Origin of the sequence: Rubripirellula reticaptiva (assembly GCF_007860175.1) — a bacterium.
Lineage (GTDB): Bacteria > Planctomycetota > Planctomycetia > Pirellulales > Pirellulaceae > Rubripirellula > Rubripirellula reticaptiva.
Genome location: NZ_SJPX01000003.1, coordinates 183,013 through 209,548 on the forward strand (window position 1 = coordinate 183,013; position 26,536 = coordinate 209,548).

Below are 26,536 nucleotides of genomic sequence, written 5' to 3' on the forward strand. Positions count from 1 at the left end.
GACCCCTTGTTGAGATTGAGGTAGTTTTTCTCCACGAGCTGTTAGCTTGAAAGCTGGACTTAGACGATCAGCTGGCAGCTTGTGCCAGCGTTGTAGAAAGCAAACGCTGTACCACGCCATTCGGATGGCGCGAGAATTCGGATGGCGCGAGAATTGCAGGAGAAGGTTCGTCGGGCAATCGACTTCGGTTGCTCTGTTAACGCCTTTCGAAAAAGGAAATCTGCGATGCGTGTGCTCATTGTGATCGTGGTCCTCGTGTTGATCTTAAGTCTCATTGGCTGGGTTCAGTTAAGTTCTCCTGATGGTGATCCCACGATCCGTGTGGATTCGGAGAAGGTCAAACGCGACGCTTCGGAGGTTGTTAAAAAATCGAAAGAAGCGATTGATCGAGCTGCCGAGAAGGTCGACGCCAGTATTGACCGTGAATCGCTTGAAACGTCCAGCGAGTAGTATCAGCGGTAGCTAAAAGCAAGAGGCTACATCATTCGGCGAACATCAGATGTGAAAGTCGGAAAGGCAATAGCGTCGACTTAACATCGACGGCGGTTAACCCGTGCTTCATCGCTAGCGCGGACAGATCGATCGTTTCCTCGGCGGATGGACCGATTAATGCGCGCCGATGATTTCGTCGGTTTGCTTATCGATCAAGAGCTTCTAGCCAGCGACGGTGTCTCCGGTTTTTCGAACGCGTCTCCAAGATGTGGTGTCCTCGAATCGCACGTCGATATCGTTGGCGAATTTTCCTGCGTCTTCTTCGGCCAGACCGACCGCAGCGATTACGGGAGTTGTGAACGCGTTCTTCGGGTTGGCTCTATAGTCAGGCATCGACTCGGGCGACTCGCAAAAAAGTTTTTAACATTGCCCCTTGCTAAGTTGAGCGAAGTCCTTCGACACGTATACGCCACCGATCAATAGCGGACGATCGGGAATCCCTTTCAGCTTGAAAAAATTGTCACTTTGTGTGACTTCGTTGCTACCTGGGAAATCAGTGGAGCCGGTGTCGTTCTGACTTTTCGCGGCTTTGCGGGAAACCGTTCAACTCGATGAAAATGAGTCAATGAGCAAAACAGGTTTGGCGACTTTCCAAACTTTTCTTCGACCACCCTAAGAAGCGGTTAGGGATCCTCGGAGGATTCGTTGATGCTGAGCGTTTTCACGTGGGGCAAGTCTCTTTTTTCACGACAGTGTTGATATGTGAGTCAGGAATCGTGTCGTGTTGGTCACTGTCGACAACGGAACGGTCCTGATCGGCTTCATCTGAGTTCGCTGCTTCCTTTACCGGTACCTCTGCACCGAGGACGTAGGCCAGCGGCCGTAGTCCGTCATAGCCTTCGCAGGCCATTCTTCCAGCGATCAATATCGGGACGGAAAGGAACACGCCCATGATTCCCCACATCCAACCCCAAAGCACAATAGACAGGAAAACCAGAATCGGACTTATGCTCATCGAGCGGCCCAAGATCGCAGGCGTGATAAATTGACCTTCCAAAGACGTCAGCGTGAGAAATAAGGCCGTGACGACGAACGCGTAATAGGTAGGATCAAAATTCACCAACGCCACGACAAAAATGATAGCTCCGCCCGTGATCGCACCCACGATCGGGATGAAGTTGAACAGAAACGCCATCGCTCCCCAAAGTACGGGCGACGGCATTCCGAGCAACCACATCGCCAATGCGACCGATACACCTAAGCCAGCATTGATGGCTGATATTTTCGCAAGATAGTTTCCGAGCCCTTCTTGAACGTTAGCAATCACTTCAACCAAGCGACGTCGGGCCGTGAAGTCCGGCAAAGCATGCATTATACTACGCAACAAGCTGTCACCAGTCGCCAATAAGAAGTAGAGCAATGCGACGCAAATTGTAATGAATGAGACGACGTTTCCTGTGCCACTAAGGTAAGTGACATTACTCGTCCATTCCGGCTGTTTTATTTCGACCGGCACGGGCTCGTCGTCTGCCGTCGCGGATGCTGAAGTCTCTGTCTGGCTAGTTGTATCAGCCAAGTCCTCGGTGGCTTGATTGACCGCTTGCAGCTTTTCGGTCACGAAGGAGAGCTTTTCTTTGACAATTGCAATGTGGCTCGGAGCCTCGGCAATCGTTTGCTGTGCCGGCTCGAACACCAAGTAGGTCGCCAATCCCAGCGCCACCAGAAGCCCAAAAATGATGCCGGCGGAACCGATGGCAGGGTTAATTCCGATTCGCTTTCCTTGGCGGACGATCGGACGCAAAACCATGTAGATAACGAATGATGTGACAACGGGAACTGCCATGCTGCGTGCGAAGTACAACGCGTACATGATCAACATGCCGGCACAGATGTGGGTCGCGATGTCACCAACGCGTGCACCGCGAGTTGTCGTATCTTCATTCTGAGATTCTGTGTCACTCATAGTTTCATTCCGAAAGTTCATTAGATATAGCGAGAGTCGCCAAAACTTGAGATCTCCAGGTGTGTAGTTTTCGCGACGACAGCTTTGCTAACTTTCACTAGTTCGAAAAAGATGGGCGGTTGTCCTTACAAGCATTTGCACAACTGGATTTGCGGACCTGTTGTTCTGTTTTTTTTCCCGATGCCGTAATGCCCTTGGACTTTGCCGACAAGCGATTCTCGTTTGACTTCGACTCGGTTGCGGTCATTGTCGGTCAGGTCTCTCCCATTTCAGTTGAGCTTGGCGTCTAATTTGTTTCCGCCTGCCTTGGATTTCCCCAAATCCACCGCACTGTTCCCTGTGTACGCAATTTGGCACTCGTGTGGCCGCTTCGCGTAAAACGACGTGTGATCGCTGTTCGGTTGCATTTGCTGGGCCAATGTGGCGGGAAAACTAGCGTTGTCCCAAACACCCCGGAAGTTGCGTGCCACTGAAGAAAACGCAGCAAACAGGTTGCCCGATTGATGACCGGGTTGGTCGATGGACAAGCATTCCACTTATCTTGCGCTGGCCACAGGCAGGCGAAACATTACGGGTTCGTGAATTGCGTCAGCTCAAACCCAGGCCAGAACGCGAGGAGCAACGCTCCGCCGGCCATTGCGATCCCGAAGGTGACGGTGACATACAGCAACAGCTTTCGACTTCCCAACATCGCGACGGCTCCCGCTTTGAACACAAGGTTGGACATCGTAGCGATCAAGATCACTCGCCAAGCCGTCGCCGCGTTCACTCGATCCTGCTTGAACATTTTGGCAGTCGAGAGCGTGATGGCGTCGACATCGGTCAGCCCCGAGATCCCCGCGATCCAATACAGTGCTCCGTCACCGAAGATATCCTTCGCTGCTGCCACAATAAACAAGATGACCGCATAGAGAACGCCGAAAATGATCGCCGGTTTGAGCTGTGCGGGATTGTCGTGATCAGGTGGCTTTGTGGCTTGATGGCGGAGCGGAAGATAGAGAGCCAGACATTCAACAACCATCAACAACAGCATTACGGCCATCGGTAGGAATGCGACATTCAGCAGATTGGGAGCCACCACGCCAATTTCGATTAATACGCGGACGTTAACAATCGTCGACGCGATCAGAATTACCAAGGCAGCCATCGCACTGATATTCGGCGAATCTTTCGTTTGCCGGGCGTAACTGACGGTCGTCGCTGTACTTGAGATCAAACCTCCGAGAACTCCGCCCAGAATCGCACCAACTTTTGCCCCGAGTAACTTGTAAGCCGCGTACGCCACCATACTAATGCCTACGATCAACACGACCATTCGCCAGATGCCGTAGGGATTCAAGACATCGTAGGGCCCGTACGTTTCATCAGGGAGGATCGGCAGAACGATCAGACCGATCAACGCCAGATTCATCATGGCACGAAGGTCTTTATCGGTCATCGATTTGACAATTCCGTGCAGTCGCTTTTTCCAGTGCAGAAGCACCGCAGCGACTCCCGCCGTCACGATCGCTGGCCCCGTCTCGCCAACGCCAAGTACACACCCGACAGCGAACATCAACAGCGCGGCGACTTCGGTAGTCATGCCCGAATCAAATTCACCGGAACGAATTTTCGCGACGTTTGCGATCGCCAATAATACCGCGATCGCCAGGATGCCCGCGGCACTCATCCAGCCGAGCTGGTTGCCTGGCATCGTCGATAAAGTTCCCATCATTGCGATCAGCGGGAACGTGCGAATCCCAGCGATCTCTGAGGCTTTCCACTGACGCTGTAAACCCACTAGCAGCCCAAGTCCTAGGGAGATGGCCAGGGCCTGGTAGGTTTCCATGTGGGTTGTCTACTGCTTGAGTAAGGTATTGCTCGCTTTTGGCGTGCAGTGCTAACGGACACCATCGGGAGTCATGACGATAATTGAGGAGAAGTTACCCGGCCAGTCCGGAGTTCACGCCAACGTAATCGGCGGCATTGATCGGCCGCGAGCTAATTGCCTGCGACCTCGAGCAACGATCCGTTCGACCAGACGACTGCGAACCGTCAACCAGAATACGCGGGGGACCAACTGACACGCTGTCGCGACAATCGCGGAAACTCTCGGCGATGCACTGAACTTTATTTCAGCCGATAACTCTTGGCGTGCTTCGCTACCTGACGATCGAACTTGGCGCGCCTACTTTTCCTTATACGCGTCTCTTAGGTCGCGGATTTTGTCGTGGCCGGCTTTGACGACGGTGTACTGATCGGTTAGCAAGTCATTCATTGCACTGCCAGCGGTGTCCTTCAACACGTCCTCGTACGCTTCTTTGATGTAGTCCTCGCCTCGTTCGGCTTCGATCAAGATCACATAGGGATCGCCTCCGTTGATTTTGCTACGGATGTTTATCCAAAGACGGTGCGTCTTGGCCGCTACACTGCCATCGTCCTCCGCTTTCTTGCCGTTAAATTCGACGTGCTTCTGCAACTCGCTGGCCATCGCACTGCGCTGATCGCCGAGTTCCTTGAAAAGTTCGGTTAGCTTCGCGTCATCAATCTCCTCGGCGGATTCGTGGAAACCGTTGTACGAGTCGATGTTGGCACGAATTAGCTTCTGAATTTTTTCGATCGTGGTGTCGTTGAGATTCGTTTTTGTTTCGAGAGCCATGGTTGATTCCTTTGGTACGTGCTTAAGTAAGCGTCAACTTGTGAACGCTTTTGCTGAGGCAACTAACGCAAACCACGTGCCGTTGGATCCTACTATTAAAGTCGGTCGCCTTGCGATCGCGATGCAGACCTGCCGACCGTCCCAGAAGCGGGAGTGCGGTTCGTCAGCGACCGAATTGGTTCGTGGTTGCTCATCGCGACGAAAGAGATTGAACTGCATGTCGGAAACTTAAATTGCCTTGATTGACCCAATCGCCCCTGTGGTTTTCAATGGGAAGAGTTTTAGTTTTTGTAAGGTTTATTTGTAAGGTTTAGAGGCAGCCTATCGTGAGTGAGAATCGAGAAATCCAGAAACTACGCGGACTGATGAAGGTCGGCGAAGCGGCTGAATTCTGTGGTGTTACCGCAGAAACACTTCGAAACTGGGATCGGTCTGGCAAGCTAGTCGCTCGTAGAAATCCGGTGACCGGTTATCGCTATTACCGACAGAAAGACTTGGAGAAGTTTTTGCAAAAGGTAATTGAGGAGCGGGCAGGTGGTTGAGCAATCCGTTTTGTTGGTGGCTTCCGTCGAGTTCGCCTCCGGCGCGAATCGCCCTGAAATTAGCGGCCGTGGACGCGTGCCGACCGACGGAGAATTCGTACTGTGAGCGAATTCTTCCCTAAATTCTTTGACACGTCCGATTTCCCGGCGCGTTGGTACTGCGGCAATTGGTCGGAATTCCTTGGATGGCTACATATTGTCAGTGACGTTGCCACGTTTGCGGCCTACTTCGCGATCCCAGCGGTACTGATCTACTTCGTACGCAAGCGAGATGACTTTCCGTTTCACAAACTGTTTTGGTTGTTCGGCGGATTCATCCTTGCGTGTGGCACCGTCCACCTGATCGAAGCGATCATCTTTTGGCATCCGATCTATCGTGTCTCCGCAATGATGAAGGTCATCACTGCGATGATCTCGTGGGCGACGGTGATTGCTTTGGTCCGTTACATGCCTCGCATTTTGCAGTTGCCTTCGATAGCGGCAACCAACGAGCGGCTAAAAACTGAGATAAGTCAGCGCCAGCAAACTGAGCGAGAGTTGCGCGAAGCGAAAGAACGCCACGACGCAATTTTGGCGGGCACAAGTAGTATCGTTTGGACGACCGATCGAAGAGGCCAGTTCGCTAAGCCACAGATTTCCTGGGAACGATATACAGGACAAAACTGGGACGAACACAAGGGATTAGGTTGGGCCGAGGCGATTCACGAGGATGACCTGCCGGAGCTCAAACGTCGGTGGCAAATATCGCTTTCAAATGGCACCAAGCATCAGGCGACGGGGCGAATTTGGCATCAGGAAAGCCAGGCCTACCGTGCATTCATCGCCGAAGCCGTGCCGGTGAAAAATGATGACGGCACCATGCGTGAATGGGTCGGCACTATCACGGATATCGAGGAACAGGAGCAGGCCCAAGCCGCACTGGGGCTTGCCAAAACTGATCTGGTGAAGCAAAAACGTGAATTGGAATTGATTTACGAAGCAACTCCAGTCGGACTTTCGTTGATTGATCGCAATTACCGGTTCCTGCGAGTCAACGAAACACTCGCGTCGATCAACGGATACTCAGTTGAGCAACACATTGGTGCGCGATCGGATGAGATGCTGCCGGAATTACACGAGCAGCTCTATCCGATCTACGACCAAATTTTTGCGACTAGCAAGCCGATTCTAAACGTAGAGATTGTCGGAAAGACGCCGGCAAGTGACCAGGAGAAGACTTGGCTGGCAAGCTACTTTCCGCTGGAATTGCCCTCGGATGACGGAACCGCTCATTCGGTGACTGCCGTCAGCGCGATTGTGCAAGACATTACTGATCGGAAAGAGACCGAGCGTCGTTTGCAACAGAGTGAAGCCGCCGCGCTGGCGGCGAGCCGGTCCAAAAGCGAGTTCTTGGCGAACATGTCCCACGAGATTCGGACCCCAATGGCAGCCATCCTTGGTTACGCCGACGTGCTGCTGGGTCACCTGAAAGACCCTGACAATCGCAATTGTGTTTTGATTATGAAACGCAACGGGGAACATCTGCTGGAACTTATCAACGATATTCTTGACCTGTCGCGGATCGAAGCGGGAAAGCTGGATGTCGAGCCGGAAGCGTGTCCGTTGCCGCAGTTGGTCGCTGATATTCAGTCGTTGATGCAAGTTCGTGCGGGCGAAAAGAAAGTCAAGTTTGAGGTCGAGTTTGAGGGCCAAGTGCCTGGCGAGATTTTGACCGACGCCACCCGCCTTCGGCAGGTACTCATTAACCTGATCGGTAACGCAATTAAGTTCACTGACGAAGGTGAAGTGACTCTGAAGGTGAAGTTTGTCGCGGAGGCGAATCCGCCATTGGTCGAATTTGCGATCGTGGATACCGGCATCGGCATCAGTCCCGAGCAACAAGAACGTTTGTTCAAACCATTCTCTCAGGGCGACTCGTCTGTGACTCGGCAGTATGGCGGCAGCGGCTTGGGATTGGCGATCAGTCAAAGGCTGGTCCAAATGCTCGACGGGACAATGGAGCTGGAAAGTGAACCAGGCGAGGGATCCACGTTCTTTGTACGCTTACCGGTGGACTCGATTGACGAAATTGAGCTGGTGAGGCCTGATCTGGTGATCCGCAGAAGCGAACCCGAGGAGTTGCTTTCTGAATCACCGAAACTCGATTGTCGCGTTTTAGTCGTCGACGACCGCCGCGATGTGCGGCACATCAGTCAACACTTTCTTGAGAAGGCTGGAGCGAGAGTGGCGACTGCCGAAGATGGTCAGCAAGGGATCGACGAGGCGATCGCGGCACGTGATGCGGGGCAACCATTTGATTTGATCGTGATGGACATGCAGATGCCAAATGTGGACGGTTTACAAGCGACCGCGCGGCTCCGGTCAGCGGGAATCGAGTTGCCGATCGTCGCATTGACTGCCGATGCGATGAAGGGTGATCGCGATAAATGTCTCAATGGCGGCTGCGATGACTATTTGTCGAAGCCGATTGACCACGCGAAGCTGGTGAACATGGTTGCGAAGTACACGCAACAGGTGACAGCTGAAGAATTGGTTCACCGCCGTCGTGACCGTGCTGAGCAACTCCGAAAGCAAATGGGAGATAGCAATGATGCCTGAACCGTGTCGCCATCAAACCGATCGACAAGACAGTCGTCTTGCAAAAGGTGAGGGATTGTTCCAAATCGCGGGGTAGCTCAGCATCGGAGTCGCCGTCTGATCGATCCTACGTTAAAGCAAGTTCGAGATTGGTACGTGATTCGCTTCTGTGTCGACGGTAACACCCGCCGCGCCGTCAACTGGAGCAAAACATGTTTGTCTTAGAGCCGATCCTGACTGATGGAATCGCCCAGCTTTCATACTTCGTCGCCGATACCGGCACCGGCACAGCGGCGGTGATTGATCCCCGGACCGACGTTGAGATTTACGAATCACTCGCCCGGAAGCACGGCGTTTCAATCACACATATCTTTGAAACGCACATCCATGCGGATTTCGTATCGGGAAGCCGGTCGCTGGCTGATCGCTTAGGCACCGCGAAAATCTTCCTCAGCGGCGTCCAAGCGGATTACAAGATTGATGCGGAACCAGTTTCCGATGGGCAAGAGTTTGGTTTCGGATCGTTCATCCTGACCGCTCGTCACACACCCGGCCACACGCCAGAGCATCTTTCGTTCTTGATGTGCGAAGCGAAGCACCCCGACCAACCATGGGCGGTCTTTAGCGGCGACTCGCTGTTTGTTGGCTCAGCAGGTCGTCCCGATCTGCTCGGCTCGGGTCAAGTAAACGAACTTGCCAAGTCGCTCTATGACACGCTTTACAATTTCTACCTCAAGCTCGAAGACTATGTGACGATCTACCCCGGTCATGGAGCAGGCTCGGCTTGCGGCGCTGACATCGGTGATCGCCTCAATAGCACCATCGGATACGAACGAAGAACCAATAAATTTCTGTCGTTCCCTAACTTTGAAGCGTTTCGCGAGTTTGTAGTCGACGATGCACCGCCGGTTCCGTGGCACTATCCCGAACTCAAGAAAATCAACTCCGCGGGGTCGGCAATCATGGATCGATTACCGACGATACCTGCGTTGCCTCCTCATGCGTTTCGTAAGGTCGCTCGCGAACCTGGCGTCACGACGATCGACACGCGTTCGATGACCGCTTTTGGTGGCGGGCATGTGCCGGGCAGCATCAACATAGCCGCTCGACCGGAAATGTCCCCATGGGTTGGACAGATGTTCGACTTGAAACACCGGTTGCTGCTCGTCCTAGACAAGGATACGGACGCTGAACAAATTCAGCGTTTGGTCGTCCGCAGCGGCCACAGCCAATTCGCAGGCTATCTGGCTGGAGGCATGAAGGCGTGGGAGACGGCCGGATTGCCACTGGAACGACTCGAACAACTGTCCGTTCACGAGCTGCGCGATTATCAAAGAACAGGAACGGGGCCGACCATTCTCGACGTTCGCTCGCCTGACGAGTGGAACAATGGACACGTTCCTGGTGCCGAACATCATTTCATCGCCGAGATGCGTGATCGCATCACTGGCTTGGACAAAGAGCAGCATTACGTAACGTACTGTGCTAGTGGCTACCGAGCGAGCATTGCGTCAAGCCTCATGAAGTCACGTGGCTTTCAGCACGTGTCGAACGTGCCCGGAAGCTGGAGTGCATGGTTGGCGGAAGGCTATCCCGTCGAGACTGGAAAAGAGGTAAGCCATGCTTGAGGTAACGCATTCCACGACGATCCTCGGAGCAATCGATCCACTGCAGTATCCAGGACCAGCGTGGTCACCCTACGTGGTCGGAGCACTGATCGGAGTGCTTTCGATGATGACATTTTACTTTTCGAACAAACCGATAGGCGCTTCGACCGCCTACGCTCGCATTGCGGGCATGATTGGACTGCTGGTCGCTCCTGCTCATACGCGATCACTGAAATACTTCAAAGACAACCCGCCAAAGATAGGCTGGGAATTTATGCTGGTAGTAGCTGTCGTCGCGGGCGCGTACCTCGCCGCGTGGACCGGCGGCGAGTTGACCGGAAAGTTTCTACCTGCGATGTGGCAGGAACGCTTCGGCGGTGACAGTTATTTACTCCGTGCCGGGGTCGTTTTGACAGGCGGAGTGTTGATGGCTTTCGGAGCCAGAATGGCTGGTGGTTGTACAAGCGGACATGGAATCAGCGGCACTTTACAATTTGCAGTTGGCTCATGGGTTTCCGCGATCTGTTTTTTCATCGGCGGCATCATCGCCGCGACGCTAATGTACGTAACTTGAAACTAACATGGAGTGAACTTCGAGCGTGCCATTAAAGTTGGAATGGCAAGCTCGAAGATTATGCCACTCTAAGCTCGCCAGCCTGTGTCTACGAATGGGAGAGAACAATGGCAACCTTCACCGAACCAAAATCTGATTCCAAAGTGCCTCCTCCGTCACAAGTGGTAGTTGAGTCTGCACCGATCAAGCAGCTCATTCTGGGTCTTGCTTTCGGCGTCATCTTCGGCTTCCTGCTGCAAAAAGGTGGAGTAGCCAAGTATCACGTGCTAATAGGTCAGCTACTTCTGACGGACTACACCGTCGTGAAAGTCATGCTATCTGCGGTCATCGTTGGTTCCGTGGGCATTCACTTTATGCAACGCGCTGGCCTCATTGAAATGCATATCAAACCGACTCGATACGCATCGAACATCATCGGTGGACTTCTGTTCGGAATCGGTTTCGCATTTTCTGCCTATTGTCCCGGCACAGGTGCAGCAGCTCTTGGGCAAGGTAACTTAGACGCAATCGCGATGGTAATTGGAATGATCGGCGGATCTTACATGTTTGCAGAGATGTCGGGCTGGATCGGCCGTTGTATCGACCCAATCGGTGATCGCGGAAAGCTGACGCTACACGACATCCTGCCAATGAATCGAACGACTGTCGTCATTGGATTCGCTGCAATCTTTTCGAGTGTCCTGGTGGCGATTGAACTTCTCGCGGTCCGCTAACCGCCCGTTTCACGAACCGATCCCAGTCACAGAAAGCTGACGGGCTACAACACCAAGCGTATCGACGCATGCCGATCTACGCCATCGCGTGCGAGCAATGTCAACATGCCATGGTAGACATAGCAAGTGACAACGACTGGCCGCACTGTTGCCGGGAGTGCATTGACATCTACCTGCTTTGCGCTCAAGCGATGGCGAGGAACAGCCGCTATTCGGATGCGATCTGTAAACCATGCGTCGGTATTTGCGAGTGGTGCCCCGAGCAATGCGGTACCCACGACCATGACCATTGTCAAAAATGTGCCGAAGCATGTCGGGCGTGCGTGCGATCATGCCGCTCGATGGCTGCGAAGGATAATGGCTAAACGCACGGCTGGTTGGGGTTGCTGTTGCTGGTCAGCTAAACCGCTGTGTCTGCGGCCCTGGTGGAAAGGGGTTGGGCAAGGGACCGGGTAAAGGACCAGGCGTGGGACTTGGTTCGGGAATCGGTTTTGGCCGAGGATTGGGCAGTGGCTGCGGCGGTTTTACTTGAGTGGCAAGCATGACATCTTTCGCTATTCAAGATCTGATCGGAGAGGTAAAACTTCGTTGACAACTGACTTCGCTTCTAGCCTGCAATTCTAGATCACGTACAAAAGCAGGATGAACACCTCACGCCTTCATGGGGAGATTCGATCGCAAGTGATGTAACTACGATTTCAGAAACTCGAGCAGGTCACCTGCAAGCTGTTCTTTGTGAGTTGCAAACAATCCATGTGGTGCTCCTTCGTATTCCTTCAGCATCGCATTCGCGATCCCGCTTGCTGCCGGACGACCGCTAGCGTCGATCGGGACCGTAACATCATTGGTTCCGTGAATGACCAGCGTGGGAACAGTGAACGCCGCAAGGTCATGACGGAAATCAGTGGTGGCGAATGAATTGGCACACGCCAACGTTGCTTTTAGACTTGCCTGCATGGCAATGGCCCGCGTCCACTGCAAATACTCTTCGCTGACGGAACTTGACAACATCCCAACGCCATAAAAGCTCTTAAAGAAACCGCTGAAGAACTTAGGACGGTCTTCCAACATCGCTTTCGTCATTCCGTCGAACACGGATTGTTCTACACCGTGGGAATTGTCATCGGTCTTCAGCATGTAGGGGACGACCGAGGAAATTAGACCACATTGTCGTACGTGACGGCCCGCGTGTCGCGACATGTATCGGGCAACTTCGCCGCCGCCCATCGAAAATCCGATGACTGAAGCGTCTTCCGTTTTCGTCGCCGTCATGACATCACTGAGGTCATCCGACAGCGCGTCATAATCATAGTCGCCGAAGGGTTGGTCAGAACGTCCGAAACCGCGTCTGTCATACGAAATCACGCGAAAGCCAGCTTCAGCAATTCTCATTGCATGATAGTCCCAGCTATCCGCCGATAGTGGCCACCCGTGGAGTAGAACAACGGGCCGACCACTACCCCACTGTTTGATGTAGAGTGCGTGACCGTCGCGGGTTGGAATCATCGTCATTGCAGGAACCCTCATGTTCAATCGAGTTATCGATGGTCGCACAGCCGCTCCACCGGCTCGCTGAAATTTCTGCGGTCGGCGGAGCGATCAGCGGAAAATTCAGCCCCAAGAGCGCTTCTTGATCTGGTCCCAGGCGTTGGTTTGAGGCCGTGTGCTAAACCACAATGCTGTGACCGTCGCACCGAGAACCATACCCGCTACGAAGCTAGTAATGACCGATTCAGTCGGACGCTTTGCAATGCACTCATCAGCTCGCATATAAGCGAACTGCGCCGACTCACCGGCTTGGTGCAGCGTGTCGCTCGCCGTATGAGCCACTCGACTCGCTATCGACTCGTGGGGCGTGAACTCGCCAACGACTGATTCGATTTCCTCATCCGAGGCATCGACTTGCTGTTTGACGAAGTCGGTAATCGTGCATTTGTCGTCCGGACAATCGTGAAGTTCATCACGGTTGATATTGGGCCATCTTTCGGTCACGGCTTCGCGAACGCGGTTCCAGGCAGCTTTATCGTCGGTTCGAGTCTTCGTAGTCATGTTTGGTTCCTTTGAACTAGTTTAGGTGGATGCCTTTCAACTCCCCCAAACCATGAGCAAACTGCATTCCAACTGCTCGAGCACATGGCTATTCGAGTGAAGACGATTGAAATAGTCAGGCTGAATACGCGTGCCACTAAGTTCACCTCGTGCCGGTTGGTCGATTTGCGTCCACAAAAAAGGTCACTCAGACGACATAATCCGCACGCGGCTACTCGGCGCCTCAACGGCAATCCACGTTCGACCCAGGGCGATTGCGCCACGATTGGTATTTTGCGAAACCTGGTGAGACATCGCTTTGGGATTGAGTGTTCGATGAGCGACCGGGTGATGCATCTTGCCCTGGAGTCATCGCCTTGGAACGTTCCGCCAGTCTCACCGAGCATCTTAGCAATGTCACGGACCCGCGCACCGGGAAGATCACTTACCCACTGACCAATATTCTCTTCATGACTATTTGTGCGGTAGTCGCTGGTGCCGATGACTTCGTCGCCATTGCTCACTTTTGCTCACTTTGTCAACACGAAGAAAGATTGGTTCGCGAAATCCTTGGATATGAGTTCGGGTGTCCCATCGCATGATCGATTCAACTCGATCCTTAAACACATCAAGCCTGACGAATTGGAGCGATGCTTGTTAGCTTGGCTGACAAAGCTGCATGAGATCACCGACGGGCAAGTCATCGCAATCAACGGGAAGACACTGCGTCGAAGCTACGATCACAAAGACGGTAAGGCAGCCATTCACATGGTCAGTGCATGGGCCACTGAGAATCACATTAGTTTGGGGCAAACCGTGGTTGATGCGAAGAGCAATAAGATCACGGCCATTCCGAAACTGCTGCAAATGATTGAAGTTTCCGGAGCTTTGATCACGATCGACGCGATGGGATGTCAGACCGAAATTGCCGATCGGATCATCACCGAGAAAGCCAATTACTGTTTGACCATCAAAGGCAATCAGCCAACCTTGAACAAGGGACTCAAAGCGTTCTCCTTGAAGCACCTGGAAAACGACTTTGCCGATGTTGAAGTGCGTGAGTTTCAAAGTAACGAGAAGGGGCACGGACGAGAAGATTTTCGTTCGTACTACCTTTGCAAAGTGCCCTCAGAGTTGCGCGATGCAGCGCGTTGGCGTGGACTCAAAGCGATCGGGATTTCGATAAATAATACAACTCGCCGAAGTGGTGATCGCATCGACGTCCGCTACTACATTTTGAGCAAATATGTCTCGGGCAAACGGTTCGCCTCAGCGGTTCGTGACCACTGGGGCATCGAAAACAGTCTTCACTGGAAGTTGGATATAACGTTCGGCGAAGACCAAAGCCGAATCCGAAAAGGTCACGCTAACGAGAACTTCAATACGCTTCGCAGGACAGCCCTGAGTCTGCTCAAGCAAGAGAAAACGGCCAAGTGCGGAGTGAAGAACCAACGACTGAAATCTGGCTGGGACTGCGACTACTTAGCAAAAGTCGTGTTCGCAGCATGACTTGCGGTGCAATCGCCCTGGCTCATCGACCTACCCGATTTGTGGGTAGGTGAATCGCTATCAGCGACCGGAGTCTACGGAGCAACGACTGTCCGAGATCGCCGAATACCTCAACGTTCCTAGCGAGGTTTGTTCGTTCGCGTATGGATTCGGTTGTAAGCGTCCATCGCAGCCGGCCGTGCTTCGTCCCATGTCATGTATTCCGCCCCCCCTTCATTTTCCCACCGCTCTCGTGCAACCGTTTCTCGCGTCGCCCAGTCCTCGTTGGCTTCAGCGTCGTACGCTTCCCAACCCGATTGGTAGGCGGGGCGGTAGTGGTCGTACTCATGAGATTTATTGTAGTAAGGTCGATTTTGGTGTTCAGATTCCCAATAAGCGGTTTCGACCGTTGGGTCATAGCTTTCAGCGACAGCCTTCCCCGCCAATCCACCAGCGACGCCGCCGATCACAGCACCCGCCACGGTTCCGACTGGTCCCGCTACAGCACCTGCCACCGCGCCCGCCGCTGCTGCACCCAACGCTGTGCCGACACCCGTGCCAACGGGATGAGCGCCAGTTTCACCAGTGATCGGGTCTTCGTTGCGCAGTTCTTCGCGACTCTCGTCGCCAATGGTTTTCTTAGTTGACATGATCGCTTCCCTTAATGATGTAAGAGGCACCAGACACGAGCCGAGCGGCTCGACAATCCGGCGCTGACGATCGTGGAGTAGTAGCACTTGTCGTGCCATAGAAGTGCAGCGGAAAGGTGACAACGCGTTCAGGCCCTTGAGGTATCGCTCTTCACTCCTGCGAATGGACAGCGAGATTAGGACCCGCTTATTACTGAGGATGGAGCCGCGCAATGACAAGTCGAAACTGAGTTATTTGGCGAGTTCACATCTGCTTGGCCCAAGTCTAAGTCCATTGCAATCAGTCGCGTGGACAGAAGCTTGCGATGCGCCCGTCGAGATAACGGCAATGGCGCCCAAGATAAGCGACTCGAACAACGCTCGGCTATCGCAAGCCACAAGTAATCGACAACCTTAACGCGTGCGACTGCTAGCCAGAAGCAATCGCTTTCACTCGAGCGTGAGCAGAAAGATCGCGAGTCCATTTCACAGCATCGCACTCCGCTGCAAGCACTCTGTCACTCGGTACCCAGCTCGCCGCCTTGAACTCTACCATGCTCCTTTTGTGAAGCTGTTCGCATCGGCTCGGCCAACCAAACTTCACAAACTCGAGATGGGGATCGCTAACAATTAGATCTACCGAAAGCCTCAATTCGAGCAATTTAATAGAGCTCACATCGTAGTCACGAGTTATCAACTTATGACCACGAGTACTCCTATCACGAAAGCGTGCTGTGCCTCTGGATCAGGCAACGGGCCCGCGGCGACCCATCACCAATCCGATGATGAACAGCACCAGGAACACAACGAACAGAATCTTCGCGATCGACGCGGCGGTTCCGGCAACGACGCCGAAGCCTAGCACACCAGCGATCAGTGCGATAATCAAAAATGTAATGGCCCAGCCCAACATGGCTATCTCCAAACGTTACGTGGTTTTTCTCGCGGCGGCTAACAACACCACCCGGCGAACATAGTCTTGGAAGAGCGATTGGTGTGCCAAACACGTTACTGCTTAATTTTTCCGTGAAAACGACGACTCTAGCGGTCCGAACTGGACGACTGCGAGTCACTCTGATCGTGAAACGTGCATCGAGAGACAGAGAGGCCGGCCAAGCCTGCCGCTACGCCGCGATGCCCCTCCACTTTCTTCTCGATGAATGCCGAATCTCGGAAAGGGGTTTGCCTACTTTGATGCCGCATTCAAAGACATTGCGAATTATCCCTGAGCCATACGAGGCCGAACTCCTGGCCACCCCCAAAAATGGAACGACTTGACATCGGTGATATGTATCGCGGCCTCAAATGCGACGCGGCGATACATGCGAAAAAGGGATGCAACTACAAAGATTGCTGGACGAATTCCCAGTGCTGTGGTCAGCAGCTTGAGACCGCGACCGCATTGTCGATACAGAATCAGTGAGCGTCAAAATGAAATGAGTTGGCCGACCGTTACCGAAACTGGAGAACCGATTTGAATTTAGATGCGTTTGACATATCGATAGACACCGACATTGGCCCGAAAAAACGGTGAATCAGGATCGTTTCCCCGTTGCAAACCTGCGGCGCAAATAGATCGCCGAGCAAACCGACGGGACTGAAACACACCACGCGGATTCCTTGGATTACAAGGAGGAGAGGCTATTTCTGAAACTCTCGCCCAGTGACTCGTAAGATTTCAAGGAAAAGCTTTCGGAATGCTTAAGCACGGCCAATGAAAAATTCCGCTCGATGTTCGACCCTCTATGTTCGACCAAAGGTATGGCAAATTCAGAGGATTGTCACGATCGCGTTCGTGCGATGGCCGCGTATGTTTGTCGCTTCTCGTTTTCAGTGATGGACAGACCGGGACAATCGACAAATCGGAACTTGCGGCAACGCTACCAACGCTGACTCCAGCGAGGCATCACTGTTAGATCTGGTCGACTCCGTGAACCGGGCACGCGAGAGAACAATATCCCTGCCGTCGTGTAGCGAATCGGACATCCAAAAACTTACGTTGAAGAAAGCTCACCGAGCTCGCCAACCACTACGATCGGTCGCTGTTCGTAGCGAAACTCGCCATCGGAATTGTTGGAAATTGCCGTAAGCCTAAAGGACTTTCGATACGTTAGATTCGGCGTGGTGATATGCTTTTTCAACCGTCAATAGACGACGCAGAGGCCGAATCGAGATGACCCAAAAACAGCCAAATCCTTGACACTTCCGCGACCATCCTGGACGTTGACGATACAGCGCCACGCAAGACGCTTGGCAAAACACTCGACGATCTCGGTTTTTCGCGGTGATAGCCTTCGACGGAGAGTCGGCGCTTTCAAAGGGCCGCGACCATCATCCCAACGAGATCTTCACCGACGTGGAAGATGCGAAAAATGGACGGCGGGAAGTTGGTTGAATCACGGCAGAGCAACGAAAATCTGGGCATTGGCGAACTTTCATTCATTGCTTCCCCTCGAAAGTTGACGCATTCACGCTCGCGAAACTTCGCCGCCTTCATGCCGGTACGATTGCCCCTAAATCAATCGATGTTCGTTTGCTTGCAAATAGCAAGCTGCAACTTTTCACGAACGATTGTGTCGGTCTTGGCACGGCGATTGCCGCTACACAGAGAAAGTTCATCTCAACCTCCCCAAGCAAGGATGGAACCATGTTGGTACTCTCACGAAAAGCCGGTCAGCAAATTCACATCGGTGACGACGTCGTTATCACGCTCACGAAAGTCACTGGTAACCGAGTCGCAGTTGGCATCGAAGCGCCCCTTGAAGTCTCGATCCGCCGTGGCGAACTCGAGATCCACAATGATGAATCTGAATCGTCGACAGTCATTCTGTTGCGTCACGACGATTCGCGGCCTCCATCAAGCCATCTTGCTGCGGCACAGTAAGTGCGCGCTAAATCCGATAGTGGACGTCGCCGGGAATTTTTTAAAGTTTTGTTGCTGGAATGCGGCCCAATCAGTTCGACTGGTGGCATGTCAAACTTTGATTGTTGTGCTCGGCTCCGGCGAGTATTTTCCCAGGATCGACCACCGGACGCGGGCGGCGGCAATTTCGAAATTTGTTGTTAGCGGCGTTATCGAATTTTACTGATTTACCATGGAATCAGTAGATGGGATTTCAGCCGACAGATTGTTGGTTGGGCTGAACATAGTAGAAGCCGACTTTTTGACTTCTCTCATAGAGTCGTGATCATCAAGCTCTTCAATCTGGCGTTTTACTCACAAAATTCTTCGATGTCGTTACTAGTTTCGTCAGCCCTCTCTTCCATCAATGGCTTGGCGACCTAGAGCAACCACTACTTTGTCGCCTCAGTCGTTGACCCGTTCATCGAGATCATCCGCAAGTTCGCAGACATCGTCCGAATGCTCTTGCGAGTCGTCACGTTCGGCGCCGGTCTGCTCGTCTCACACGCTGCCGATGCATCCGGCATAGGCGAGCCCAGCAATGAGCGAAAGCAGCGTGAGCGAGCTTTTCACCTTCGGTGCAAATTCGTTTGGATATGCGATTTGTTCCGCGTCGATCGAGATTCGATCATCCCTAGCTATCTTGGAGAGGCGACGGGTCTGCCATGAATCAGCGATTCGCGGCTTAGGCCTTTGAACGCAACGCGACTGCTTAAAGACTGGAACGTCTTTTGCGTTCTTTCGTTCGCCGCGCCCGCGTCCGGCATTTAGCCGCCTGCGCATTCGTCCCGAGACATCATTCGTAGATGGGTGACGACGATCACAACCCAAAACTCTTAACGAGTTTTTCTAACCGCAGAACATCAAACGACAACCATTCGACCATGGAAATGAACCGAATCGACACCGAACGTGACGCCGGACGCTTCGATCAGCAGGATGGCGTCTACTACTCACGGCATCGAGTGCGGCTCGATCAGCCACCGTTGACCGAAAATCAGTCAACCTCTCCTTGGGTCATTTTGATTGCGATCGTATTGCTTCTGGGTGCGTTCTACATTGCCAGCAGTTTGCTGGTGCCGCTAACCATTTCCGCATTAGCGTACCTGACCCTACGACCTATCACCGCTTGGCTATGCGGCTTCGGACTGAGCCAGCCGATCGCTGCTGGAATCATCATCGCAGGATTCTTTTCCATCATCGCGGTCATCGCGACCCTCATGTACGACCCATTACAGTCATGGATGACCACCGCACCGGAAAGCGTAGGAATGCTGAAGGATAACTTCGACAGCGTTGTCCAGCCTCTGACTGCGATCGATCGAGCTGAGGAAAGTCTAGGCGAAGCGGGCGAGCAAATTGGTGCTGAGCGGCCGCCGGTCGAAGTGAAGCTTGAGAAGCCAAGCATCATCAACCCCGCCTATCTGGTGAACACGACAGGACATTTACTTGCGTTTATCAGTGCGATCGCCGTGCTAACGTTTTTTATGCTTTCATCCGGCGATGATCTCCTTAATCGCGCGTTAAACGTCTTGCCCGATGAGCAAAAACGCGAGGAAGTTCTGGTGAAGATTCGTAACGTTCAAGACAACGTTGGCAGCTACCTTGGGTACGTAACGCTTATCAATGCTGGGCTTGGCGTCGCGGTTTCGATTGTGATGTGGTTGGTCGGCATGCCGACACCGATTCTGTGGGGAGTCATGGCTGCGCTGCTCAACTTCATTCCCTACATTGGCCCAATCGGCGGGACCGTGATTGTTTTGGTCGCCGCTGGCAGTGTGTTTGACTCCTTTCCAAGAGCAATGGCGACTGCAGCCGCGTTCTGGTTGACCACCGCGGTTGAAGGACAATTCGTCACGCCAACCGTGGTTGGCAAGTCGTTGAAGGTTGGTTCGCTCGTTGTGTTGATCGCCGTCGCATTTTGGGGATTCCTTTGGGGCTCGCCAGGCATCTTTCTGGCTGTGCCATTGCTGATCGTACAACGCGTAGTTTTCAGCAGCTTTCCGGCAACCTTGCCCATCGCTGTCGTGCTCGGTGAAGAGGCCTGCAAGCCTGGTGAAGATTGCGAATTCGTTCAAGACGACAAGCCAATCGCTGAGTGCGTGTAGCACACTTGCAGATGAAAGCTGCCAACTTGCAATTACGTGGGATGGCTGGTGGCACATCGTTTGCGTTTATTGCCCTTGCAGCTCGTCCATCACAACCACACGACGGTTTTTGCCCATGTCGATTAATCAACCCACAGCACGCCGCGATCCCCACAGCCGATCGTGGCATGGATATGAACCACGTTCGATGCCCGAAGTCCCACCCTGGATCAAAGCGTTAGGACGCGCGGGGCATATCGCGAAGGGTGTCGTGTATTTCATCATCGGTATGCTCGCGTTCAAGTTAGCGATTGGTGCCGGTGGGGAACTTTCTGGTTCACGCGATGCAATTCGAGAAATTGGACAGCAGCCGTTTGGCCGCGTCCTGCTTGGGCTGGTTGCGATCGGGTTGCTCGGTTACACCGCATGGCGATGGGTCCAAGCTGGCAAGGACACTGAAGGAGCCGGATATGATGCGAAAGGGGTCTGCAAGCGAATCGGCTACGCTTTCAGCGGCTTGGCATATCTGGCATTGGGGTTCTTTTCCGGATCGCTGGCGTTGGGCTTCGGTTCCGAATTCGGCAACTCACAAGGCAATGCGGCAAGCCCGTTGTTGGATTCGTCGTGGGGGCGGGTGTTGCTGGGAATTGCCGGTGCTATCACGATCGGGGTATCATTTTATTTTGCCTACAAGGCCTATCGGGCCAAGTTCGTGACGAAGTACGACTTGTCAGCGATGAGAGAAACGACGTGCGTAATCGCCCTGTATGCAGGTCGGATGGGCCTCAGCACAAGGAGTGTTGCATTTGCGATCGTCGGTGCCTTCATGCTGGTTTCCGCAGTTCGAGGTACCGCAGATGGCGAAGTCGCAGGGATGAGCGACGCCTTGGCAGCAATCGCGGCACAAAGCTACGGCAAGATTCTTATCGGCATCACGGGTTTCGGCCTGATGTGCTACGCCATTCACATGATGCTGATGGGTTGGTTCCGCAAGTTCAACGTGGCGAAATCGAATGTTTGATAAATGGATTTCCGCATCGCTAAGTCAGCTTGCGATGATTCTGCTTTCGTCGATCGTAGTCTACATCGGCATCTTGCTTTACACCCGATTTGTTGGCCTACGCAGCTTCTCAAAGATGTCGGCGGCCGACTTTGCAATGACAATTTCCGTCGGATCTCTATTCGGGGCAACCATTTCATCCCCAAGTCCAACACTGTTCATGGGATTGTTTGCGATTGCGTGTATGTTCGGCGGTCAATGGTTGTTAGCGATCCTACGGGTTCAATCCAGCAAGTTCAGCAAAGCGATTGACAATCAGCCACTCCTGTTGATGGCAGGGGCCGAAATCCTGCACGACAACCTCCGACGAGCCAACATGACCGAGCACGATCTGTTCGGAAAACTTCGCGAGGCTAATGCAATGAACTTCGACCAAGTCAAAGCAGTGGTGTTCGAGACGACAGGCGATGTATCGGTCCTTCACGCCGACGGACCAATCCAACTCGAATCTCGATTCTTTGAGAGCGTCGATGGATCAGAGATATTGTTCGATCAGACGCCGTAAGGCTTGCATCGAAAGTCGACAAGATTTTCGACCTACCCACGCTCCATCGCCTAGTGCCTAGTGCCTAGTGCCTAGTGCCTAAACTTTTGGCGAGTGTCGTTGCCGGCCATCTTGGTACGCTGATCGAAATCACACCGACCTGTTCGGCGATCTACCAAGTATCGCTTCATCAACCCTGAAAGCGAGTTGCCACGATCGAGTATCGACTTTTGGCACGCAGGTTGCGTTATCAAAAGTCATCATCTTGGCGGTTGGAAACTAGACAGACCGATTCGGAGTTCGCCGCCTTACTCCGGACCCAACACAGGAAATCACATGTTCAAGATACTACTCAATAGCTCACTCGCTGCCGCACTCGCTTTCTGTGCGGTTGGTTGTGACGTCGAGCAGACTCGCGAAGGCGAAATGCCCAATGTTGACGTCGACGTCAATGGCGATCCAGGGCAATTGCCCGCGTACGACGTCGACGCACCCGAGGTAGATGTCGAGATGGAAGAAAGCACGGTCACGGTGCCGGATGTCGATGTCGACATGGAAAAGAGGACAATCAAAACTCCAGACGTGGACATTACACTTCCCAAGGATGAGTAATCTCTTGTCATAGCGTCTCGCTCGCTGCGAAGAATGCCAGATTTTCGCGAGGAGCTGTGCTTACCACGGCTCTTCGCGGATTTGGTTAGGGCACAAAGCAACTTAATGAAAGCCAATCAAGATCGAGATTCTTAATCTTCCTCATCGGTGCTCGCTAGAGCCGATAAAGCGGGGATCTAAGGTTGTCCAGCAGCAGACGAGATCGCTACGGAAATCGGTGGAAGCAGTGTCGAGCTGAACTCGGGATGGTGAGGCGATGCAGAGCGATCCAGCTTCGTGCAGGTTGACGATGCGAGGTGACTTCGTCAGACAGGAAAGCACTTAGTAAGTCTCAAGTATCATGAAGTGGACTCGTCGCATCCGACAAACGTGATGTGGTTCAATAACCAAACGGACAGACCGTTGTCGATCGAACTCTTAAAAGCGAAGGCTAACCTCGCAGAGGGAACGCGCCCAAACCACGTTCCCTTAGCCATTCGAATTCAGACGATGATCGAGAATCTGTGTGACCGAGACCTGGTTAGCGAAGACACGTGTACGTCAATCACCCAACCGCTCGGAAACACTGCTCCAATTAGCTCAGGAAAATTGATTTCCTGAGCAGCCGCCGTCGCAACGAACTAAACGTACATCATTCTCTTTTCGATACGGACAAGCATCATGCGACAACTCCTAACGCTAATGTTCCTGCTCGCGATGATCGGTTTCGCGAATGGTCAGAATAAGACATCGGACGATCCGTTGATTACCGAAGTAGAAACGGCAATCGTATTGCAAACAAATGAATTCCGGAAAGAAGACGGTTTACCATCCGTAAACGAGAACGCAAACCTCACAGAAACTGCATCCAAATTTGCTAGCTTTATGGCGACGAGGGAAAAGTATGGACACCACGCTGACGGCCGCACTCCTGCTCAGCGAGCCAAGGCGTCTGGATATAAATACTGCGTCGTCCGCGAGAACATTGCGTATCGAACAAACACCGGTGAAGTGACTGCCGCGAGTTTGATCGAAGCGTTCGTGCAGGGCTGGATCGACTCGCCCCCGCACCGCGAGAACATGCTGGCAGACTATGTAACCCAAACGGGTGTCGCCGTTGCGAGTGCGGATGGCGTAACCTACTATGCGGTTCAATTGTTCGAACGCCCCAAATCGGCTGCAATTCAGTTGAAGGTGACGAATGAGTCGGATGAGGCTCGGACGATGCTCATCACCGCAAACGACAGCGAAGATTCAGTCGAGTTGCCACCGAGAGCTGTCATCACGATGAAGCGTTGTTTTCCCACGACACTAAAGTTGGAGAATAGCGATTCCGAAGTTCGACTAACAGAATCGAGTGAACTGACCATTACGGAGAAGGGACTGACGCGATAGGTCCATTGCAAGGTAATGAAACTCGTTATGCGTTTCGGTTAACGATGTCCGCAATTCTTGGCGACTGTCGCTACCGTATTCTGAGCCGTCTCGACGATGGCATGCTGTACGGCGTCGATCAAGTTCGCGTCGCTGCCCACGGCTGCCCGTTGGCGATCGGCGCCTGTTCCCCCCGCAAGCACTCGCTTTACATACTCTGCCACACACTCCAAGTCGCCTGATTCTTCGAGTGATTGCCGCACATAACCGAGAAGCTCCGCCACCAACTCTTCCGTCGACTTTTTCTCGCAGGTTAACGGATCGACCATGTCTTTGCTCACGCCGTAACGCGCCGCGTGCCATGTCGCATAAGTAAGGACGTTTGCACGAATTGGCTTGTTGATTTGATTAGCTTCAACTTCCTTGGTTGCCTGCATCACGATCGCCCGCACTAAACCTGTGTAGCCGACCGTTTCCTCCAGTGAAAGCATCACGTCCGCACCACGGAACTCGATCGTTGGAACCTTGGTTGGCAATCGTATATCCCAATAGATAAAACTCTCGTCTTCGATCGCTCCACACCGAATCAAGTCATCGACACACGCCTCATAGTCTTCAAGAGAATCGAAATGCGGTGGCGGTCCTGCCATCGGCCACTGCGCCCACAATTCACGCCGGTAACTCGCATAGCCTGTGTCTTCACCATCCCAAAATGGCGAATTTGCGGACAGCGCTTGAAGGATAGGCAACCAGCGGCGAGCTTGATTCATCACCTGGAACCTGAGTGAGCGATCGTGCATTTCCACATGGACATGGCATCCGAAGATCAACATATCGCGTGCTACCTGTTGAAAACGCTCGTGCATCGCACGATATCGCTGTTTTGGTGTGAACGATTCGGTATCAGGCAGGATTAAAGGGTTGGTACCGGCTGCAACCAATGCCGCCCCAGTTTGCTTTGCAGCTTCGACGAGTTGACGCCGAACTCTCTTCAAACTGTCGCGAACTTCATCGAGTGTATAGCAGACGGCTGAGGCCATCTCGATCTGCGTCAGATGCAATTCGTGTTGAATGTCCGCTTTGGTATCGTCACCGAGTCTCCTCATCACCTCTTTGCAGTTTGGCAGCAGTTGCCCCGTACCAGGATCGACCAGTTGGTACTCTTCTTCCACGCCGACCGATGGGATTGGCTTTCTCATAAGATTGCTTTCGTCGAAAGTTCGATTGCTGCGAGGGCAAGGACCGCTGCACCGTGTTCCAGTACCGATTCGTCAATGTCAAACGTTGGCGTATGCAATGGCTGTGCCCCGACGTCGCTTCCAGTAACACCAATTCGCATCATCGCGGCCGGAACCACTGATGCGAAAAAGGAAAAATCCTCCGCTCCCATGCTCGGCTGTTCAATGATTCGCACGTTGGAATCACCGACCAGTGCAATTGCGGCTCGACGAAACGCGAGATTGACGCCAGAATCGTTGAAGACGGGCGGCGTGTGAGTGGAGAAATTTAACATCGCTTCGACGGGATGACTTAGCTCGAGAGCCTCAGTGATTCGCTTCATTTGTTGTCTAGCTCGTTCACCGCTTTCGCGAGACAACGTTCGGACAGTGCCACCAAGGTGCACTTCGCCAGGAACGATGTTCGGTGCGTTTCCGGCCGTGAACTGTCCAACGTTCACGACAACTGCTTCGCGAGCGTCTTCGTTTCGTGGCAGCCGACGATAGATGTCGGTCACCCATGAAGATGCAGCTCCGATGGTGTCTCCCGTCAAATGCGGTCTAGCACTATGCCCAGGCTGGCCGATCACTCTTAGATGAAAAGTATCGCAACCCGCCGTGAACGCTCCATCACGATACCCAAAGCTGCCAACCGGTCGGCTCGGGTCAACATGCAATGCGATCGCGGCACCGATGCCATCCAGTGCTCCCGCCTGGATCATGTGTCGACCACCCGTACTGGTTTCTTCCGCGGGTTGAAAGATGACTCGCGCCGCGAAGCCGCTCGGCAGTATTTGTTCACCAATCAGCTCGTTCAAAATTGCAAGTGCTCCCCAAGCCATCGTGGCATGCGCGTCGTGGCCGCAAGCGTGCATAGCGTTGTCAACGCCACTGGCGTAGGTCGTACTCAACTGAGTTTGAATGGGCAACGCGTCAATATCGCCACGGATTGCGACTCGAATATGGTGCTCACCGCGTTTCGCATCGACATCCGCCCAGACGCCGCGTCGGTCGCCTGCGAAATTCGGCGTTAGTCCTAAATCCGATATTAGATTGGCGAGGAATTCCGTGGTCGCATACTCTCGCTCGGACAACTCGGGGCGTTGATGCAGGTAGCGACGGATTTCTCGCAGACGTGCCGTAAGCGACTTAGCGCAACGGCTAATGCGATCCTGCAACTCGGTCGCTTCAACGGACATCTGCCCCCCCATACCGCGAAACGAGATTACTGCACACGTTCGATAATGAACGCCGCGACGCCTTTCGCATCACACCCAACAAAGCCCCGGAGAAGGCTCCCCAGACCAGGACATCCCTCCGAACGACTTCCAGAGACGCTAGATTCATGGGCGAATCACACTCCAACGCCGTTCGCCACACCGCTTGCAACGCGTTACGAGCGAGCACAGTCGCTCCGATCACCATAGCAAAAGAGAGCACGATTTCGGTTTTTCCGATTCCTACATTGCGCTGGTCAGGCTCGCTACCGAAGCGTTCTTCGGCAGACCCACGCACGTCGTGGAACCGTTCACGTAGTTCTCGCTTCATCTTCCGTTTTCTCAAGTCGTAGTCGCCGGTACATTCGATAGCGAAACTCACCAAGAGTCACTTCCGCCCGCGTAAATCAGTG

General features: G+C 53.2%; 24 protein-coding genes and 1 pseudogene. 14 read left to right on the top strand and 11 right to left on the bottom strand.

The genetic code is table 11. The features are described from left to right. Positions 1-225 precede the first annotated feature (225 nt). Entirely contained in the window at positions 226-450 is a 225-nt protein-coding gene (locus Poly59_RS13445) for a hypothetical protein (protein WP_146534638.1), read from the top strand. A 204-nt stretch (positions 451-654) separates the two neighbouring features. On the opposite strand, the gene Poly59_RS29475 is transcribed toward Poly59_RS13445, so the two are convergent. The 4 genes from Poly59_RS29475 to Poly59_RS13465 all read right to left on the bottom strand — a co-directional run bounded on the left by Poly59_RS29475 (position 655) and on the right by Poly59_RS13465 (position 5,033). Next, a complete protein-coding gene (locus Poly59_RS29475) occupies positions 655-825 on the bottom strand; it encodes a hypothetical protein (RefSeq protein WP_186776235.1) in 171 nt (56 codons plus the stop codon). Positions 826-1,153: 328 nt separating this feature from the next. Continuing rightward, positions 1,154-2,395: an AI-2E family transporter gene (locus tag Poly59_RS13450; protein WP_146534639.1), complete on the bottom strand. Its 1,242-nt coding sequence runs from the start codon at positions 2,393-2,395 to the stop codon at positions 1,154-1,156. A 568-nt stretch (positions 2,396-2,963) separates the two neighbouring features. Next, the gene (locus Poly59_RS13460; protein ID WP_146534640.1) at positions 2,964-4,223 is read right to left on the bottom strand and encodes an MgtC/SapB family protein; all 1,260 of its coding nucleotides are present in this window, start codon (positions 4,221-4,223) and stop codon (positions 2,964-2,966) included. Between the two features lie 339 nt (positions 4,224-4,562). After that, the gene (locus tag Poly59_RS13465; RefSeq protein ID WP_146534641.1) at positions 4,563-5,033 is read right to left on the bottom strand and encodes a PA2169 family four-helix-bundle protein; all 471 of its coding nucleotides are present in this window, start codon (positions 5,031-5,033) and stop codon (positions 4,563-4,565) included. A 326-nt stretch (positions 5,034-5,359) separates the two neighbouring features. On the opposite strand from Poly59_RS13465, the gene Poly59_RS13470 reads away from it, so the two are divergent. From Poly59_RS13470 to Poly59_RS30660, 6 genes are all read left to right on the top strand, one after another. Then, positions 5,360-5,575, top strand: a complete 216-nt coding sequence (locus Poly59_RS13470; RefSeq protein ID WP_246151628.1) for a MerR family DNA-binding transcriptional regulator — start codon at positions 5,360-5,362, stop codon at positions 5,573-5,575. Between the two features lie 102 nt (positions 5,576-5,677). Next, entirely contained in the window at positions 5,678-8,173 is a 2,496-nt protein-coding gene (locus Poly59_RS13475; RefSeq protein WP_246151629.1) for a PAS domain-containing hybrid sensor histidine kinase/response regulator, read from the top strand. Between the two features lie 191 nt (positions 8,174-8,364). Then, a complete protein-coding gene (locus Poly59_RS13480) occupies positions 8,365-9,780 on the top strand; it encodes an MBL fold metallo-hydrolase (protein ID WP_146534642.1) in 1,416 nt (471 codons plus the stop codon). Then, positions 9,773-10,333, top strand: coding sequence for a YeeE/YedE thiosulfate transporter family protein (locus Poly59_RS13485; protein ID WP_146534643.1), 561 nt, complete (start codon positions 9,773-9,775; stop codon positions 10,331-10,333). Before Poly59_RS13480 ends, Poly59_RS13485 begins: the two co-directional genes overlap by 8 nt. A 107-nt stretch (positions 10,334-10,440) precedes the next feature. Further along, the gene (locus tag Poly59_RS13490) at positions 10,441-11,046 is read left to right on the top strand and encodes a YeeE/YedE thiosulfate transporter family protein (RefSeq protein WP_146534644.1); all 606 of its coding nucleotides are present in this window, start codon (positions 10,441-10,443) and stop codon (positions 11,044-11,046) included. A gap of 191 nt (positions 11,047-11,237) precedes the next feature. Then, positions 11,238-11,411: a four-helix bundle copper-binding protein gene (locus Poly59_RS30660; protein WP_390621484.1), complete on the top strand. Its 174-nt coding sequence runs from the start codon at positions 11,238-11,240 to the stop codon at positions 11,409-11,411. A gap of 325 nt (positions 11,412-11,736) precedes the next feature. On the opposite strand, the gene Poly59_RS13500 is transcribed toward Poly59_RS30660, so the two are convergent. Together Poly59_RS13500 and Poly59_RS13505 are read right to left on the bottom strand one after the other, a co-directional pair. Beyond that, positions 11,737-12,558, bottom strand: coding sequence for an alpha/beta fold hydrolase (locus Poly59_RS13500; RefSeq protein ID WP_146534646.1), 822 nt, complete (start codon positions 12,556-12,558; stop codon positions 11,737-11,739). Positions 12,559-12,657: 99 nt separating this feature from the next. Further along, positions 12,658-13,095, bottom strand: coding sequence for a hypothetical protein (locus Poly59_RS13505; RefSeq protein WP_146534647.1), 438 nt, complete (start codon positions 13,093-13,095; stop codon positions 12,658-12,660). Positions 13,096-13,445: 350 nt separating this feature from the next. On the opposite strand from Poly59_RS13505, the pseudogene Poly59_RS13510 reads away from it, so the two are divergent. Further along, a pseudogene (locus tag Poly59_RS13510) lies at positions 13,446-14,583 on the top strand (ISAs1 family transposase). A gap of 119 nt (positions 14,584-14,702) precedes the next feature. Here the strand turns inward: Poly59_RS13510 and Poly59_RS13515 are convergent. Further along, positions 14,703-15,212, bottom strand: coding sequence for a hypothetical protein (locus Poly59_RS13515; RefSeq protein WP_146534648.1), 510 nt, complete (start codon positions 15,210-15,212; stop codon positions 14,703-14,705). A 724-nt stretch (positions 15,213-15,936) separates the two neighbouring features. After that, on the bottom strand, positions 15,937-16,104 hold the full coding sequence (locus tag Poly59_RS13520) for a DUF1328 domain-containing protein (RefSeq protein ID WP_146534649.1): 168 nt from the start codon (positions 16,102-16,104) through the stop codon (positions 15,937-15,939). 1,734 nt (positions 16,105-17,838) lie between these two features. On the opposite strand from Poly59_RS13520, the gene Poly59_RS13525 reads away from it, so the two are divergent. From Poly59_RS13525 to Poly59_RS13550, 6 genes are all read left to right on the top strand, one after another. Continuing rightward, positions 17,839-18,075 (top strand): carbon storage regulator, encoded by a 237-nt coding sequence (locus Poly59_RS13525; protein WP_146534650.1) that lies wholly within the window; start codon positions 17,839-17,841, stop codon positions 18,073-18,075. Between the two features lie 902 nt (positions 18,076-18,977). After that, on the top strand, positions 18,978-20,201 hold the full coding sequence (locus tag Poly59_RS13530; RefSeq protein ID WP_246151630.1) for an AI-2E family transporter: 1,224 nt from the start codon (positions 18,978-18,980) through the stop codon (positions 20,199-20,201). A 115-nt stretch (positions 20,202-20,316) separates the two neighbouring features. Continuing rightward, entirely contained in the window at positions 20,317-21,201 is an 885-nt protein-coding gene (locus Poly59_RS13535; protein ID WP_146534652.1) for a DUF1206 domain-containing protein, read from the top strand. Continuing rightward, positions 21,194-21,745, top strand: a complete 552-nt coding sequence (locus Poly59_RS13540; protein ID WP_146534653.1) for a DUF421 domain-containing protein — start codon at positions 21,194-21,196, stop codon at positions 21,743-21,745. The genes Poly59_RS13535 and Poly59_RS13540 overlap by 8 nt, the downstream gene beginning before the upstream one ends. 315 nt (positions 21,746-22,060) lie before the next feature. After that, positions 22,061-22,336, top strand: coding sequence for a hypothetical protein (locus Poly59_RS13545; RefSeq protein WP_146534654.1), 276 nt, complete (start codon positions 22,061-22,063; stop codon positions 22,334-22,336). 660 nt (positions 22,337-22,996) lie between these two features. Beyond that, positions 22,997-23,710: a CAP domain-containing protein gene (locus tag Poly59_RS13550; RefSeq protein WP_246151631.1), complete on the top strand. Its 714-nt coding sequence runs from the start codon at positions 22,997-22,999 to the stop codon at positions 23,708-23,710. A 38-nt stretch (positions 23,711-23,748) separates the two neighbouring features. Here the strand turns inward: Poly59_RS13550 and Poly59_RS13555 are convergent, their stop codons facing one another. The 3 genes from Poly59_RS13555 to Poly59_RS30665 are packed head-to-tail and all read right to left on the bottom strand — an operon-like array spanning position 23,749 to position 26,454. Next, positions 23,749-24,888 (bottom strand): carboxylate-amine ligase, encoded by a 1,140-nt coding sequence (locus Poly59_RS13555; protein ID WP_146534655.1) that lies wholly within the window; start codon positions 24,886-24,888, stop codon positions 23,749-23,751. After that, positions 24,885-26,105: an amidohydrolase gene (locus Poly59_RS13560; RefSeq protein WP_146534656.1), complete on the bottom strand. Its 1,221-nt coding sequence runs from the start codon at positions 26,103-26,105 to the stop codon at positions 24,885-24,887. The genes Poly59_RS13555 and Poly59_RS13560 overlap by 4 nt, the downstream gene beginning before the upstream one ends. Next, positions 26,095-26,454, bottom strand: coding sequence for a DUF4235 domain-containing protein (locus Poly59_RS30665; protein WP_390621485.1), 360 nt, complete (start codon positions 26,452-26,454; stop codon positions 26,095-26,097). Before Poly59_RS30665 ends, Poly59_RS13560 begins: the two co-directional genes overlap by 11 nt. Between the last annotated feature and the right edge of the window lie 82 nt (positions 26,455-26,536).

Coding starts and splice junctions, on each gene's coding strand:
- Poly59_RS13445 (WP_146534638.1), top strand. CDS start 226: ATGCGTGTGCTCATTGTGATCGTGGTCCTCGTGTTGATCTTAAGTCTC.
- Poly59_RS29475 (WP_186776235.1), bottom strand. CDS start 825: ATGCCTGACTATAGAGCCAACCCGAAGAACGCGTTCACAACTCCCGTA.
- Poly59_RS13450 (WP_146534639.1), bottom strand. CDS start 2,395: ATGAGTGACACAGAATCTCAGAATGAAGATACGACAACTCGCGGTGCA.
- Poly59_RS13460 (WP_146534640.1), bottom strand. CDS start 4,223: ATGGAAACCTACCAGGCCCTGGCCATCTCCCTAGGACTTGGGCTGCTA.
- Poly59_RS13465 (WP_146534641.1), bottom strand. CDS start 5,033: ATGGCTCTCGAAACAAAAACGAATCTCAACGACACCACGATCGAAAAA.
- Poly59_RS13480 (WP_146534642.1), top strand. CDS start 8,365: ATGTTTGTCTTAGAGCCGATCCTGACTGATGGAATCGCCCAGCTTTCA.
- Poly59_RS13485 (WP_146534643.1), top strand. CDS start 9,773: ATGCTTGAGGTAACGCATTCCACGACGATCCTCGGAGCAATCGATCCA.
- Poly59_RS13490 (WP_146534644.1), top strand. CDS start 10,441: ATGGCAACCTTCACCGAACCAAAATCTGATTCCAAAGTGCCTCCTCCG.
- Poly59_RS30660 (WP_390621484.1), top strand. CDS start 11,238: ATGGCGAGGAACAGCCGCTATTCGGATGCGATCTGTAAACCATGCGTC.
- Poly59_RS13500 (WP_146534646.1), bottom strand. CDS start 12,558: ATGACGATGATTCCAACCCGCGACGGTCACGCACTCTACATCAAACAG.
- Poly59_RS13505 (WP_146534647.1), bottom strand. CDS start 13,095: ATGACTACGAAGACTCGAACCGACGATAAAGCTGCCTGGAACCGCGTT.
- Poly59_RS13515 (WP_146534648.1), bottom strand. CDS start 15,212: ATGTCAACTAAGAAAACCATTGGCGACGAGAGTCGCGAAGAACTGCGC.
- Poly59_RS13520 (WP_146534649.1), bottom strand. CDS start 16,104: ATGTTGGGCTGGGCCATTACATTTTTGATTATCGCACTGATCGCTGGT.
- Poly59_RS13525 (WP_146534650.1), top strand. CDS start 17,839: ATGTTGGTACTCTCACGAAAAGCCGGTCAGCAAATTCACATCGGTGAC.
- Poly59_RS13530 (WP_246151630.1), top strand. CDS start 18,978: ATGGAAATGAACCGAATCGACACCGAACGTGACGCCGGACGCTTCGAT.
- Poly59_RS13535 (WP_146534652.1), top strand. CDS start 20,317: ATGTCGATTAATCAACCCACAGCACGCCGCGATCCCCACAGCCGATCG.
- Poly59_RS13540 (WP_146534653.1), top strand. CDS start 21,194: ATGTTTGATAAATGGATTTCCGCATCGCTAAGTCAGCTTGCGATGATT.
- Poly59_RS13545 (WP_146534654.1), top strand. CDS start 22,061: ATGTTCAAGATACTACTCAATAGCTCACTCGCTGCCGCACTCGCTTTC.
- Poly59_RS13550 (WP_246151631.1), top strand. CDS start 22,997: ATGCGACAACTCCTAACGCTAATGTTCCTGCTCGCGATGATCGGTTTC.
- Poly59_RS13555 (WP_146534655.1), bottom strand. CDS start 24,888: ATGAGAAAGCCAATCCCATCGGTCGGCGTGGAAGAAGAGTACCAACTG.
- Poly59_RS13560 (WP_146534656.1), bottom strand. CDS start 26,105: ATGTCCGTTGAAGCGACCGAGTTGCAGGATCGCATTAGCCGTTGCGCT.
- Poly59_RS30665 (WP_390621485.1), bottom strand. CDS start 26,454: ATGAAGCGAGAACTACGTGAACGGTTCCACGACGTGCGTGGGTCTGCC.